A 13,883-nucleotide genomic window follows, 5' to 3' on the forward strand; every position below is an offset into this window, starting at 1 on the left:
TTCAGCCCGGACTACTCCGGAAGCGCGGTCGCCCGCTCGAGCACCAGCTCACGCACGCGCGCGGCGTCTGCCTGGCCCTTCATCGCCTTCATCACGGCTCCGATCACGGCGCCGGCGGCCTGCACCTTGCCGTCGCGGATCTTGGCCAGCACATCGGGCTGGCTCTGCAGAGCCTCGTCGATGGCGGCGATCAGCGCGCCGTCGTCTGACACGACGGCCAGGCCGCGCGCATCCACGACCTGCTGAGGTGTGCCCTCGCCCGCGATGACACCCTCGAGAACCTGCCGCGCGAGGCGATCGGTGAGCGTGCCAGCATCGACGAGTGCGACGAGCTGAGCGACCTGGAGCGGCGTGACGAGGGTAGTGGCGTCGACGCCCTGGGCGTTGGCCGTCCGGGCGATCTCCCCGGTCCACCACTTGCGGGCGGAGGCGGGAGAGGCACCGGCGGCGACGGTGTCGATGACCTCGTTGACCAGGCCGGAGTTCGTCAGGTCCTGGAACTCCAGATCGGTGAAGTTCCACTCGGTCTTGAGCCGGCGACGACGGATCGCGGGAGCCTCGGGAAGGGCGGCACGCAGTTCCTCGATGAGCTCGGGCGAGGGCACGACGGGAAGCAGATCGGGCTCCGGGAAGTACCGGTAGTCGTCGGCGTCGGACTTGGGGCGGCCTGCGGAGGTCTGGCCCGTGTCCTCGTGCCAGTGCCGGGTCTCCTGCGTGATCGTTCCGCCGTCGTCGAGGATGGCGGCCTGGCGCTGGATCTCGTAGCGGATGGCGCGCTCGACGCTGCGCAGCGAGTTGACGTTCTTCGTCTCGGTGCGTGTTCCGAGCGGCGCGGGCGGCTCGCCCTCGGGCGTACGCCGGCGCAGCGAGATGTTCGCGTCGCAGCGCAGGTTTCCGCGCTCCATGCGGGCCTCTGAGATACCCAGGCCCACGACGATGTCGCGAATCGTCGACACGTACGCCTTGGCCAATTCAGGGGCGTCGGCTTCGGCACCATAGATGATGTCGGTCACGATCTCGACGAGAGGCACACCGGCGCGGTTGTAGTCGACGAGCGAATACTCGGCGCCCTGGATGCGACCGGTCGCGCCGCCCACATGGGTGAGCTTTCCGGCGTCTTCCTCCATGTGCGCCCGTTCGATCGGCACCGTGAAGAGTCGGCCGTTGGGGAGCTCGACCTCGACGGAACCCGCGAAGGCGATGGGCTCATCGCTCTGCGAGATCTGGTAGTTCTTCGCCAGGTCGGGGTAGAAGTAGTTCTTACGGGCGAAGCGGCTCGTCGGCGCGATGGAGCAGCCGAGGGCCAGGCCCAGGCTGATGGCGTAACGCACGGCCTGGCCGTTGACGACGGGAAGCGACCCTGGCAGCCCTAGATCGACGGGCGTGATGTTGGTGTTGGGCTCTCCGCCGAAGTAGTTGGGCGCGTCGGAGAACATCTTGGTCTTGGTGCTGAGCTCGATGTGCACCTCGAAGCCGAGCACCGGCTCGAACAGTTCGAGAGCGCGGTCGTAGTCCATCAATTTCGCCATCAGACGGCTCCCTCATCGGTCGCGTTCATTTCACTAAAAGAGAGGTCGGGAGCCTGGCTCAGGAGCGTGTGGCCCCATTTCTGCTCGAGCAGGGCTTCGAGCGCCGCCGCGACGCCATAGAGTCGGGCGTCTTCGCGCGCCGGTGCCAAGAACTGGATGCCGACGGGCAGACCGTCTTCGGCGGCCAGTCCTGCGGGAACCGAGATCCCGGGGATGCCGGCGAGGTTGGCCGGGATCGTCGCGATGTCGTTGAGGTACATCGACAGCGGATCGCCGGTCTTCTCGCCGAGCTTGAACGCCGTGGTCGGAGCCGTCGGCGACACCAGCACGTCGGCGTTGGCGAACGCAGCTGCGAAGTCGCGCTGCACGAGCGTGCGCACCTTCTGGGCACTGCCGTAGTAGGCATCGTAGTAGCCGGCGGAGAGAGCGTAGGTGCCGAGGATGATGCGGCGCTTCGTCTCTGCACCGAAGCCCTGTTCGCGGGTGGCGCTCATCACGTCTTCGACGGTTCCGCCACCCTTCGGGTTGACCCTCAGGCCGAAGCGCACGGAGTCGAACTTGGCGAGGTTGCTGGAGGCCTCGGCGGGCATGATCAGGTAGTACGCGGCGATCGCGTGTTCGACGCTCGGAAGCTCGACCTCGGTGATGATCGCGCCGGCCCCCTCGAGAAGGGCCAGGGCTTCGCGGAAGCGTTCCATGACGCCCGGCTGGAAGCCGTCGCCCTGGAGCTCTTTGATGACGCCGATACGGAGACCCGCGACGTCGGCATTGCGCACGGCCTCGGCGAACGAGGGCCAGACGTCGGTAAGTGACGTGGAGTCTCGCGGGTCGTGGCCGCCGATCACGTCGTGCAGCAGGGCCGAGTCGAGGACGGTGCGCGAGACCGGGCCGATCTGGTCGAGGCTGGAGGCGAGGGCGATGGCGCCGTAGCGGCTGACTCCGCCGTACGTGGGCTTGAGGCCCACGGTTCCCGTGACGTGGGCGGGCTGGCGGATGGATCCGCCGGTGTCGCTGCCGAGCGCGAAGGGAGCTTCGAAGGCGGCGACAGCCGCGGCAGAGCCACCACCGGAGCCTCCGGGGATACGCTCCAGATCCCACGGGTTGTGCGTCGGGCCGTAGGCGGAGTGCTCGGTCGACGAGCCCATGGCGAACTCGTCCATGTTGGTCTTGCCCAGCGAGACGAGGCCCGCGGCCCGCAGCTTGGTCATGACCGTGGCGTCGTAGGGCGGTACCCAGCCCTCGAGGATCTTCGAGCCGCTGGTGGTGGGCATGCCCTTGGTGACGATGACGTCTTTGATGGCGATCGGCACACCGGCAAGGGGGTGCAACTGCTCACCGGCCGCACGGCGACGGTCGATATCGGCCGCCTCGGCGAGGGCGCTGTCGGATGCGACATGCAGGAACGCGTGCACCGCGCCTTCGACCGCGGCGATGCGGTCGAGGTGGGCCTGCGTGGCCTCCACCGAGCTCACCTCTTTCGAGGCGAGCTTGGCTGCGAGGGCGTCGGCGGTGAGCCTGGTCAGATCGGATGTCATTACTGCTCCTCCCCCAGGATCGCGGTGACGCGGAACCGGGAGCCGTCGTGATCGGGTGCGCCCGCCAGCGCCTCTTCGGCGGTGAGGGTCTGCCCCACAACGTCGTCGCGGAAGACGTTCTGCAGCGGGATCGGGTGGCTCGTCGCGGGCACGTCGGGCGTCGCCACCTCGGTGACCGTGGCCACGTGGTCCATGATCGACCCGAGTTCGCTGGTGAGCGACACGATCTCTTCGGGCGTCAATGCGATACGGGCGAGGTTGGCGAGGTGGGTGACCTGCTCCTGCGTGATTTCGGACATGCTGCTCCGTGTCTTCATTCGGGGGGAGTTCGGACGAACCCACCGATTCTACCGGAGGCCCGTTCCCTGAGCTTGTCGGAGGGAACGACAGGGTCAGGGAGTGACGTCGTCGGGCTCGCTCTCCGCCTCGGGAGCCGGGCCGAGCGCATCCGGGCCCTGCGTGATGAGGATCGCGAACTGTTCGGCGTCGATGATGCGCAGGCCCAGCGCCTCGGCTTTCGTGAGCTTGGAGCCCGCGCCGGGGCCCGCCGCCACGAAGTCGGTCTTCTTGCTCACGCTCGACGCGGCCTTGCCGCCCGCCTCCATGATCGCTTCGAGGGCGCCTTCTCGGCTGAATCCTTCGAGCGACCCGGTGGCGACCACGGTGATGCCCGAGAGCACACCGCCCTCGACGACAGCGGCTCCCGGCCCCGGATGCCCCGGGGTTGCGAACTGCACGCCGGCCGCGGCCCAGGCCTCGACGATGTCGACGTGCCAGTCGACCGCGAACCAGTCGATCAGGGCGTCGGCGATGATCGGCCCGACGCCGTCGACCGCGGCGAGTTCATCGCGGCTCGCAGCGCGGATCGCGTCGAGCGACCCGAAGTAGTCGGCGAGAGCGCGCGCGGCGACGGGACCCACGTGGCGGATCGACAACGACACCAGGATGCGCCACAACGGCTTCGTCTTGGCTTTATCGATCTCGGAGAGGAGCTTCACCGCGTTGGTCGAGGGCACCGAGAACTCGTCGCCCGCGAACTCGGCAGCCTCGGGGTCGAAGGCCCCATCGCGCTTCTGGCGCTTGCGCTGGAACGGCATGACCCGCTTGGGTTCGCCGCCGTCGGTGAGCTTGATCATGCCGGTCTCGTTGTCGCGCACGACGACGGTGATCGGGAAGATGTCTCGCATGCGCAGGGCAAAGAGCCCCGCCTCGGTCTCGAGCGGAGGTTCGGCAGGTTCGAGCGGCTGAGTGAGTGCCGCGGCCGACACCTCGCCCAGCACCTCGATATCGAGTCCGCCGCGAGATCCGACGTGCTCGACGCGACCGCGAACCTGCGCGGGGCAGCTTCGGGCATTCGGGCAGCGCAGGTCTTTGTCGCCCTCTTTCGCCGGAGCCAGTCGGGTGCCGCACTCGGGACAGTTCTCGGGCATCACGAAGGCGCGTTCGTCGCCGGTGCGGAGTTCGACGACGGGGCCGAGCACCTCGGGAATGACGTCGCCTGCCTTGCGCAGAACCACGATGTCGCCGATGAGCACACCCTTGGCCTTGACGACGTCTTGGTTGTGCAGGGTGGCCTGGCGCACTTCCGACCCGGCGACCTCGACCTTCTCCATAACGGCGAAAGGGGTGGCCCTGCCCGTGCGTCCGACGCTCACGACGATGTCGAGCAGTCGAGTGTTGACCTCTTCGGGCGGGTATTTGTAGGCGGTGGCCCAGCGCGGCGCGCGGCTCGTGGCGCCGAGCTCGTCGTGCAGGGCCAGGTTGTCGACCTTGATGACGATTCCGTCGATCTGGTGCTCGACACTGGCGCGATGGATGCCGTTGTAGCGAACGAACTCGACCACGTCGTCGACCGCGTCGAAGACCTTGAAGTGGGTGGAGATGGGAAGGCCCCACTCGGCGAGCAGGCCGTACACCTCGCTCTGGGCGGCGACCGGAGGGTTCGGCCACGCTCCGATGCCGTGCACGAGCATGCGCAGTCGAGACAGACGGTTCTCGACTAAGGCCAGCTGCTTGGCGTTCTTGCCCTCGGTCTTCTGCCGCAGCGACCCGGCCGCCGCGTTGCGGGGATTCGCGAACACGCGCTCCCCCGCCGCTTCCTGGGCGGCGTTGAGTTCGTCGAAGGATGCGACGGGAAAGAAGATCTCACCCCGCACCTCGACGAGCGGCGGGTGACCCGTTCCCGCGAGTCGCGGCGGGATCTGCTTGATCTGCAGCACGTTGTCGGTGACATCCTCGCCGACGACCCCATCGCCACGAGTCGCGGCGGTGACGAGCACTCCGTTCTCGTAGCGCAGGTTGATGGCCAGGCCGTCGATCTTGAGCTCCGAGAGGTAGCGCACCGCACTGCGGCCCGCGTCGCGTTCGATCTTCGACGCCCACTCGCGCAGTTCTTCTTCGCTGAAGACGTTGTCGAGGCTGAGCATGCGCTCGGCGTGCGTGACGGGGGTGAACATGGTGGTCTCGGCGCGTCCGCCGACCGTCTGGGTGGGGCTGTCTGCGCTCTGGAGCTCGGGATGAGCGCGCTCGAGTGCGTCGAGTCGGCGCACGAGCGCGTCGTACTCGGCGTCGGAGACGGTCGACGCGTTCTTCTCGTAGTACTGATCGCGCAGCTCGAGGATGCGCGTCGTGAGCTGCTGCGCCTCGACCTTGGCCTCGGCGAAATCCGGCGTGATCTCGTCTGGCAGGATCTCGGACATCAGGCCACGGCCGGGCTGGAATCGGACGCGACCGCGACGGCGCTCACCGTGCGGTCGATCGTGCACTGACCGAGAACTCGCGTGCCGATGTAGACGACAGCCGTCTGGCCGGGGGCGACGCCGTTGAGTGGCGAGTGGGGCGTGATCACGAGCTCGTGATCAGATGCCGGTCGCTGCCCCTCGACCGGCACGGGAACGTCGAGGGGGCGTACGACCGCGGTCGCCGCGACAGGATCAGCGTGCGCTCGGATCTGAACCTCGCACTCGAAGGCGACCTCGGGATGCTCGGGAGCCAGGCCCGCCCAGGTGAAGCGTGCACCGGCGATCTCCGAGATGTCGAGCGCCTCTTTCGGGCCGACGACAACCTGGTTGCTGATGGGACGCACCTCGAGAACGAAGCGCGGCTTGCCGTCGGGCGCCGGCATGCCGAGGTGCAGTCCTCGGCGCTGGCCGACCGTGAACGAGTGAGCTCCGTCGTGGCTGCCCACGACGCTGCCGTCGCGTTCGATGACCTGCCCTGTCTCGGCGCCGACGCGCTCGGCGAGCCAGCCCTTCGTGTCGCCGTCGGGGATGAAGCAGATGTCGTGGCTGTCTGGCTTCTTCGCCACGGAGAAACCGCGCTCGGCAGCCTCGGCGCGAACCTCGGCCTTGGACGGCGTGGCGCCCAGGGGGAACATGCTGTGCGCGAGCTGCTCGCTGGTGAGGACGCCCAGAACGTAGCTCTGGTCTTTGGCCCACGTCGCCGCACGGTGCAACTCGCGATTGCCGTCGGCGTCGGTGACGATGTTCGCGTAGTGACCAGTGGCCACCGCGTCGAAGCCGAGATCGACCGCCTTCTCGAGCAGAGCCGCGAACTTGATGCGCTCGTTGCAGCGCATACACGGGTTTGGAGTGCGCCCCGCCGTGTATTCGGCCACGAAGTCGTCGACCACGTCGGCCTTGAATCGCTCGGAGAAATCCCACACGTAGTACGGGATGCCGATCTTGTTTGCCACGCGCTGCGCGTCCATCGAGTCTTCGATTGTGCAGCAGCCACGCGCCCCCGTGCGGAGAGTGCCGGGCATTCGGGACAGGGCGAGATGCACCCCGACCACGTCGTGCCCGGCCTCGACCGCGCGCGCCGCGGCAACCGCGGAGTCGACTCCGCCACTCATCGCTGCTAAAACCTTCACGGAACGAGCTTACGTGAGGGGTACGACGGCGGGGCCGGGGTGGTGCTTACTCGCCAGGTGTCGTAGCAGCAGCGTCTGCCTCGGCCTGGGCCTTCATCGCGGCCTCGACGTCGAGCGCCTTGAGCTGAGCGACGAGATCGGCGAGCGCGGGCGCGGGAAGCGATCCCGCCTGGCGGAACACGGGCACGCCGTTCTTGAACGCCATGAGCGTGGGGATGGACGTGATCTGGGCGGCAGCCGCGAGCTGCTGCTGGTCTTCGGTGTCGATCTTTCCGTAGACCACATCGGTGTTGTCTTCGCTGGACTTCTCGAAGACCGGAGCGAACTGCTTACAGGGCCCGCACCAGTCGGCCCAGAAGTCGAGCAGAACGATCTCGTTCTCGGTGATGGTCTTGTCGAGGGATTCGGCGGTGACGGTAACGGTAGGCAAAACGGGCCTCCTCGTGAAGCGTTTCGGTTGATGGTCGTGCGGTTCGCGAAACGCTACCCGCACGACCCGTACAACGAAACGGGGTTGCGCTTCATTCCCCGGCCCGCCCGTGGGCGGGCCGGGGACGGTGCGCTACGCGCCGATGCCCACGACCTCGGGCTGCTCGTTCGAGCCGGGGGCGCTCGGCTCGACGGCCGCGGCGACGCGCGCTCCGAGCGTCGCGTCGACGTTCGTCCAGTACTGGTACACGCGCTGGCGGAGCCCGGCGTCGGTCACCTTCGAGACGTGACCCGCGATGTTCGCGACGAGCCGATCGCGCGCCGCGTCATCCAGAACCTCGCGCACCAGCGTGCCGGCCTGGCCGAAGTCGTCGTCGTCGGCATGCAGCGCGGCAGCGGCACGCACGAGTTCGCCGTCGCTCTCCCAGCCCGCGTCGTTGCCGTGACGAGCCGGGTCGGCGTGCGGGCCTCCGTGCGAGTTCGGCGCGTAGACGGGGGTCTCTTCCGAGTTGAAGCCGTGACGCATCGCCCCGTCCTTCGAGTAGGAGTTGACCGGCGAGACAGCGGCGTTCACGGGCAGCTGAGCGTGGTTCGTTCCCACGCGGTAGCGGTGCGCGTCTGCGTAGCTGAAGATGCGGGCGAGCAGCATCTTGTCGGGGCTGGCCGCGATTCCGGGAACGAAGTTCGAGGGCGCGAAGGTGGCCTGCTCGATCTGAGCGAAGTAATTCTCCGGGTTGCGTGTCAGGGTCATCGTTCCGACCTCGTGCAGCGGGTAGTCGGCGTGCGGCCAGACCTTGGTGAGGTCGAACGGGTTGAACCGGTAGTTCGCCGCGTCGTCGTAGGGCATGATCTGCACCGAGAGGGTCCAGCTCGGGTAGTCGCCGCGCTTGATGGCCTCGGACAGGTCGCGGATGTGGAAGTCGGCGTCTTCGCCGGCGATGCGGTCTGCGTCGGTCTGGCTCAGGATCTCGATGCCCTGGTGGGTCTTGAAGTGGTACTTCACCCAGAAGCGCTCGCCTGCTGCGTTGATCCACTGGTAGGTGTGCGAACCGAAGCCGTCCATGTGGCGCCACGAGGCCGGCAGGCCACGATCTCCCATGAGCCAGGTCACCTGGTGTGCGGTCTCGGGCGAGAGCGTCCAGAAGTCCCACTGCATGTCGTGGTCGCGCAGGTGCGTGCCGGGCAGACGCTTCTGCGAGTGGATGAAGTCGGGGAACTTGATGCCGTCGCGGATGAAGAAGACGGGCGTGTTGTTGCCGACCAGGTCGTAGTTGCCCTCGTCGGTGTAGAACTTGAGCGCGAAGCCGCGCGGGTCGCGCCAGGTGTCGGGGCTGCCCTGCTCGCCTGCGACCGTGGAGAAGCGAGCGAGCACGTCGACGGAGGCGCCCGGCTGGAAGAGGCTGGCCCGGGTGTAGGCCGAGACATCGTGGGTGGTCACGAAGGTGCCGAACGCGCCGCCGCCCTTGGCATGCACAATGCGCTCGGGGACCTTCTCGCGGTTGAACTGGGCGAGCTTCTCGACCAGGTAATGGTCGTGCAGAGTGATGGGACCGTCGGTGCCGACGGTCTGCGAGTGCTCGTCACTCGCGACGGGGGCGCCGGAGTTGGTGGTGGTGAAAGCATCGGTGGACATGGTTCTCCTTTGTAGAGGATCGGTCGACAGGACGAGAATACGGTCTGGCGCTGTTAGGCAGTCTGGCAATTCGGACAGAGACCCCAGAAGTTCACTTCGGCGCTCTGAACCTGAAAGCCCGACGCCGACGACGGCACGAGGCACGGGCTGTGCCCGACGGTGCAGTCGACGTCTTCCACCGCTCCGCACGCGGAACAGACGATGTGATGATGGTTGTCATCGACACGTCGCTCGTAGAGCGCGGGCGAGTGAGCGGGCTCGATGCGCCGGAGGAGTCCGGCCTGAGAAAAGGCTGCCAGAACTCCGTGCACGGCCTGCACGCTCGTACCGGGCAGCGTCCTCCGAATCGATTGGAAGATGCGTTCGGCGTCGATGTGCGGATCGCGTTCGATGACCGAGAGCACCGCGATACGGGGTTCGGTCACCTTGAGGCCGACCGAGCGGATGCTGTCGGCCAGCGCCGTCGCGTCCGTCACGTCTGTCGTCATGCCTCCACCCTAACGGTATTTTGAATGACTCAAAACATGAGGAGTGGTGCAACAAGCCCCGCCCGATGCATCGCGGTATCGACCTGAGTATTCGCCCAGTCTGCTGCGGCAGACTGGAGGGCGATGTCTCTCCTGTACGAGACGCCCCGCGCGTCACCTTCTGCGAAGCGTCGACCCTCCCCCGGTCGACGTGCGCTGAACGCCGTCGTCGTGGCCGCATCCCTGGTACTCGCCGCCGTCATCGCGCTGCACAATCTCGTGCCCGATGTGGGTGGTCTCGGCCTGGTGATCGACTCGGCCGCTCCCTGGCTCGGGCTCGGAATCCCGGTTCTGTTCGTCCTTGCCGCCTTCGCTCGCCGCGGGCGTCCTTGGGTCGCCGCCTTCGTGCCTCTCGTGGCCTGGGTGTTCATGTTCGGGGCTTCCATCGTTCCGCTCAAGTGGACCGCCCCTCCCGCGAGCGCGAGCACGCTCACCGTCGCGAGTCAGAACGTCGAGGCGAGTTCGGGCACGGGGGCCGCGTCGGCCGCCGACCTCGTCGCGACGGGCGCCCAGGTGGTCGCCATCCAGGAGATCGACGACGCGTCGCGCGACGAGATCTCGTCTGTTCTCGACGCCGCCTACGAGTACTCCTATCAGGTGGGCACCGTCGGCCTCTGGAGCAGCTACCCCATTCTGAACGCGCAGCCGTGGGACCTCGGCCTCGGATGGCAGCGCGCGCTCGCCGCCGATCTCGAGACACCCGAGGGCCTCGTGAGCATCTACGTGATCCACGCGGCGTCGGCCCGCCTGGGCGATCACGGTGACAGAGACGAGATGCTGAAGAACCTCGCCGACGTCCTTCCCAACGACGAGAACGATCGTGTCATCGCTGTCGGCGACTTCAATGCGGCGTCCACCGACAGGGCGTTCAAGCCGATCCTGTCGCAGCTGTCGGAGCCGAATCAGAGCGACGGCCTCTTCGGCTTCACCTGGCCGGTATCTCCCTTCGCGGTGACGAGGCTCGACCACTTCCTTCAGCGCGGCCTCGACGTCACGAGCAACACCGTCATCCCGGCCGGAGGCAGCGACCACCTGGCCATCGTGGCCACCGTCAATCTCTAGCGGGCGTGCCCGAGCGGCACCACACGGTCGCTGAGCCCCGCCTTGGACGCCTGCGTGAATGCGACCGGCAGCGCGGCGACGAACGCATCGACGTCGGCTTCGGTCGTTCCGTGCCCGAGCGTGATGCGCAGCGCACCGCGCGCGTCGGCCTCGCTCAGTCCCATGGCCGTGAGCACGTGCGACGCCTCGGGCACGCCCGCCTGACAGGCAGACCCCGTCGAGACGGAGAGTCCTGCTACGTCGAGCAGGAAGAGGAGCGAGTCGCCTTCGCAGCCGGGAAAAGTGAAGTGCGCGTTGCCGGGGAGCCGACCCGCGGCATCCGGATCGCCCTGCAGGACGGCCTCGGGCACGGCCAGCCGCACGGCCTCGATGAGCCGGTCGCGCAGCGTGCGGAGCTCGGCCGCGTGGACGGCGACCTCGGCGGAGGCGCGGCGCGCGGCGACGCCGAACGAGACGGCACCCGCGACATCCTGCGTTCCGCTTCGGCCCCGCTGCTGACTGCCGCCGTGGAAGAGGGGTACGACCTCGGCCGAGCGCGACAGCAGAAGCGCCCCCACCCCCACCGGTCCCCCGATCTTGTGCGCCGAGATACTCATCGCCGCAGCACCCGAGGCGTGGAAGTCGAGGGGCAGATAGCCGAAGGCGGAGATCGCGTCGACGTGTGTCGGGATGCCGAATTCCGCAGCGACCGCTGCCAGCTCGGCCACGGGCTGGATGGTGCCGACCTCGTTGTTCGCCCAGAGAATCGAGATGAGGGCGACGGATTCGGGCGCGCGCTCGATCGCCTCGCGCAAGGTCTGCGGGTGAAGGCGGCCCAGCGAGTCGATCGGCAGCCACTCGAGCTCGGCCCCGTCGTGGGCCGCGAGCCACTCGACGGCGTCGATGGTCGCGTGGTGCTCGCCTCCGGGAACGAGGATGCGACGGCGCGGCCTGTCCTCCTGCCTCTTCCAGAACAGACCCTTGATGCCCAGGTTGACGGCCTCGGTGCCGCCCGAGGTGAACACAACCTCGACGGGCTCCGCCGACACGCTCTCGGCGACGTTCTCACGCGCTTCCTCGAGCATCCGCTTGGCCTGCTGCCCCTGGCTGTGAATCGACGCGGGGTTACCGACGACGCCGAGTGCCTCGATGTACGCGTCTCGCGCATCGGGGAGCATCGGCGTGGTGGCCGCATGGTCGAGGTAGACGGGCACGACGACCCTTTCCGTGATCTGTTCGAAACGTATGAATCACTACTCTAAGACGCATGACTGCCGCTGATCCCCTCGCCAACATGGGCGTTCGCCTCACCGCCCACGGAGGCGAGATCCGCGTCTGGTCGGAGCATGCCGAGAAGGTCGAGCTCTGCCTGTTCGACGACAAGGACGCCAACTGGATCTACAAGACCGTCGACCTCGCGCGCGACCGGCACGGCGTCTGGTTCGGCCGCACCCGTGAACTGGTCCCCGGCCGCCGCTACAACCTGCGTGTCTCGGGGCCTCAGGGACCGACGCACCGCTTCGATCCCTCGCGGCTCCTGCTCGACCCCTATGGCAAGGGCATCCAGCGGCTGAGCTCGGGGTCGCAACGCTCCGTCGTCGTCGATCAGTCGTTCGACTGGGCCGGCGTCGTCAAGCCCAACACACCGCTCGATCACACGGTCATCTACGAGGCGCACGTGAAGGGACTCTCTGAACTCAACCCGCGCATCCCCGAGGAGCTGCGCGGAACGTACGCCGGCCTCGCGCACGAGACGACCATCGGCTATCTGAAGAATCTCGGCGTGACGGCCGTGCAGCTGCTCCCCGTGCAGTCGTTCGTGTCGGAGCAACGACTCATCAAGCAGGGGTTACGCAACTACTGGGGATACAACACGCTCGGGTTCTTCAGCCCCCACGCCCTGTACGCGTCAAAGGCCGCCCAGGCTCAAGGACCGAGCGCGAACCTGCGCGAGTTCAAGGGCATGGTCAAGCTCTTGCACGAGGCCGGCATCGAGGTGCTGCTGGATGTCGTCTACAACCACACGGCCGAAGAAGGCCCTGAGGGCCCGACCACGAGCTTCCGCGGCATCGACAATGCCGGCTACTACCGCCAGACCGTCGGAGGCACCTACATCGACGTCACGGGATGCGGCAACAGCATCAACACCGCCACCCCGGCGGTCTCGCGCATGATTCTCGATTCCCTGCGCTTCTGGGCGAACGAGGTGCAGATCGACGGTTTCCGGTTCGATCTCGCCGCCACCCTGGGCCGCAACGCCGACCACTACTACGACCCGCAGCATCCGCTTCTCACCCAGATCGTCTCAGACCCTCAGCTGCAGAACGTGAAGATGATCGCCGAGCCGTGGGACGTCGGCATGGGCGGATGGCAGACCGGCAATTTTCCCGACGGCTGGTCGGAGTGGAACGACCGCTACCGCGACCGGATGCGCAAGTTCTGGCTGCGGGACATCCGCTCGATGCGACAGCACGGAGATCCGGGCGACGGCGTGGGGATGCTCGCGACGCGCCTCGCGGGATCGTCGAACACCTTCGCGCAGCATCGTGGACCGCTGTCGTCGGTCAACTTCGTCACCGCGCACGACGGTTTCACCATGGCGGATCTGACCGCATACGACTCGAAGCACAACGTGGGCAACGGTGAATCGAACCGTGACGGAACCGACAACAACATGTCGTTCAACCACGGCGTCGAGGGCCCCACGTCGTCGCGGCCGATCGAGGCGTCGCGTCGCCAGGCGATGCGCAACCTCATGGGCACTCTGCTGCTATCGGCGGGCGTTCCCCTCATCACGGCGGGAGATGAGTTCGGCCGCAGCCAGAAGGGCAACAACAACGCCTACTGCCACGACAGCGAGCTCACCTGGCTGAGCTGGGACAGACGGCGCTGGCAGAAAGACCACTGGAAGACGACGCAGCATCTGTTGAAGCTGAGGCGAGAGAACCCGGCGCTTCGGCCGGTCAGATTCGGCATCTTCGGCGAGACCACCCCGAGTGCCAGCCAGATGGACTGGTACGACGCGGCCGGCGCATCGATGTCGGTCTACGACTGGAACTCGGCCCAGAACCGCACGCTGCAGTACATGGCGGCGTCGACGCCCGAACACGAGGAGTTCAACCGCATGCTGCTCGTGATCCACGGCATCGAGGCGCCGGTCACGGTGACGTTGCCCGTGCACCTCGGCGTGGCGTCGTACACCGAGCTGTGGGACTCGGGCCACGACGCGCCGAATCCCGAGGAGGGGCCCACCTATGAGCCAGGCACCGTGATCGAGATGGCGCCCTCGTCGCTGCGCCTGTTCCGGGCCAACTGACA

The 13,883-nt window shown here is 67.2% G+C and carries 11 protein-coding genes; 2 read left to right on the forward strand and 9 right to left on the reverse strand.

Annotation, left to right across the window (positions count from 1 at the left end):
* Positions 1-11: 11 nt before the first annotated feature.
* The 8 genes from gatB to ASE64_RS01045 form a co-directional block, all read right to left on the reverse strand.
* The gene (gene gatB, locus ASE64_RS01010) at positions 12-1,529 is read right to left on the reverse strand and encodes an Asp-tRNA(Asn)/Glu-tRNA(Gln) amidotransferase subunit GatB (RefSeq protein WP_055774691.1); all 1,518 of its coding nucleotides are present in this window, start codon (positions 1,527-1,529) and stop codon (positions 12-14) included.
* Complete coding sequence (gene gatA / locus ASE64_RS01015; protein WP_055774695.1) at positions 1,529-3,064, reverse strand: Asp-tRNA(Asn)/Glu-tRNA(Gln) amidotransferase subunit GatA; 1,536 nt, start codon at positions 3,062-3,064, stop codon at positions 1,529-1,531. Before gatA ends, gatB begins: the two co-directional genes overlap by 1 nt.
* Positions 3,064-3,363 carry an Asp-tRNA(Asn)/Glu-tRNA(Gln) amidotransferase subunit GatC gene (gene gatC / locus ASE64_RS01020; protein ID WP_044442836.1) on the reverse strand — a complete coding sequence of 100 codons (300 nt, stop codon included), beginning with the start codon at positions 3,361-3,363 and terminating at the stop codon, positions 3,064-3,066. The genes gatA and gatC overlap by 1 nt, the downstream gene beginning before the upstream one ends.
* A gap of 93 nt (positions 3,364-3,456) precedes the next feature.
* Complete coding sequence (ligA, locus tag ASE64_RS01025; RefSeq protein WP_055774700.1) at positions 3,457-5,763, reverse strand: NAD-dependent DNA ligase LigA; 2,307 nt, start codon at positions 5,761-5,763, stop codon at positions 3,457-3,459.
* Positions 5,763-6,935: a tRNA 2-thiouridine(34) synthase MnmA gene (gene mnmA / locus ASE64_RS01030; RefSeq protein ID WP_200920072.1), complete on the reverse strand. Its 1,173-nt coding sequence runs from the start codon at positions 6,933-6,935 to the stop codon at positions 5,763-5,765. Before mnmA ends, ligA begins: the two co-directional genes overlap by 1 nt.
* A 46-nt stretch (positions 6,936-6,981) precedes the next feature.
* The gene (gene trxA, locus ASE64_RS01035; RefSeq protein WP_055774706.1) at positions 6,982-7,365 is read right to left on the reverse strand and encodes a thioredoxin; all 384 of its coding nucleotides are present in this window, start codon (positions 7,363-7,365) and stop codon (positions 6,982-6,984) included.
* A gap of 132 nt (positions 7,366-7,497) precedes the next feature.
* On the reverse strand, positions 7,498-8,997 hold the full coding sequence (locus tag ASE64_RS01040) for a catalase (protein WP_055774709.1): 1,500 nt from the start codon (positions 8,995-8,997) through the stop codon (positions 7,498-7,500).
* A gap of 53 nt (positions 8,998-9,050) precedes the next feature.
* Positions 9,051-9,485 carry a Fur family transcriptional regulator gene (locus ASE64_RS01045; RefSeq protein ID WP_055774712.1) on the reverse strand — a complete coding sequence of 145 codons (435 nt, stop codon included), beginning with the start codon at positions 9,483-9,485 and terminating at the stop codon, positions 9,051-9,053.
* A gap of 123 nt (positions 9,486-9,608) precedes the next feature.
* Between ASE64_RS01045 and ASE64_RS01050 the strand changes: the two genes are divergently transcribed.
* Entirely contained in the window at positions 9,609-10,586 is a 978-nt protein-coding gene (locus tag ASE64_RS01050) for an endonuclease/exonuclease/phosphatase family protein (protein WP_055774715.1), read from the forward strand.
* On the opposite strand, the gene ASE64_RS01055 is transcribed toward ASE64_RS01050, so the two are convergent.
* Entirely contained in the window at positions 10,583-11,779 is a 1,197-nt protein-coding gene (locus ASE64_RS01055) for a cysteine desulfurase family protein (protein ID WP_082465823.1), read from the reverse strand. The two genes, ASE64_RS01050 and ASE64_RS01055, sit on opposite strands and share 4 nt — an antisense overlap.
* Before the next feature lie 53 nt (positions 11,780-11,832).
* Between ASE64_RS01055 and glgX the strand changes: the two genes are divergently transcribed.
* Positions 11,833-13,881, forward strand: coding sequence for a glycogen debranching protein GlgX (glgX, locus tag ASE64_RS01060; protein WP_055774718.1), 2,049 nt, complete (start codon positions 11,833-11,835; stop codon positions 13,879-13,881).
* The last annotated feature ends 2 nt before the right edge of the window (positions 13,882-13,883 follow it).

Source organism: Agreia sp. Leaf210, from assembly GCF_001421485.1.
GTDB lineage: Bacteria > Actinomycetota > Actinomycetes > Actinomycetales > Microbacteriaceae > Agreia.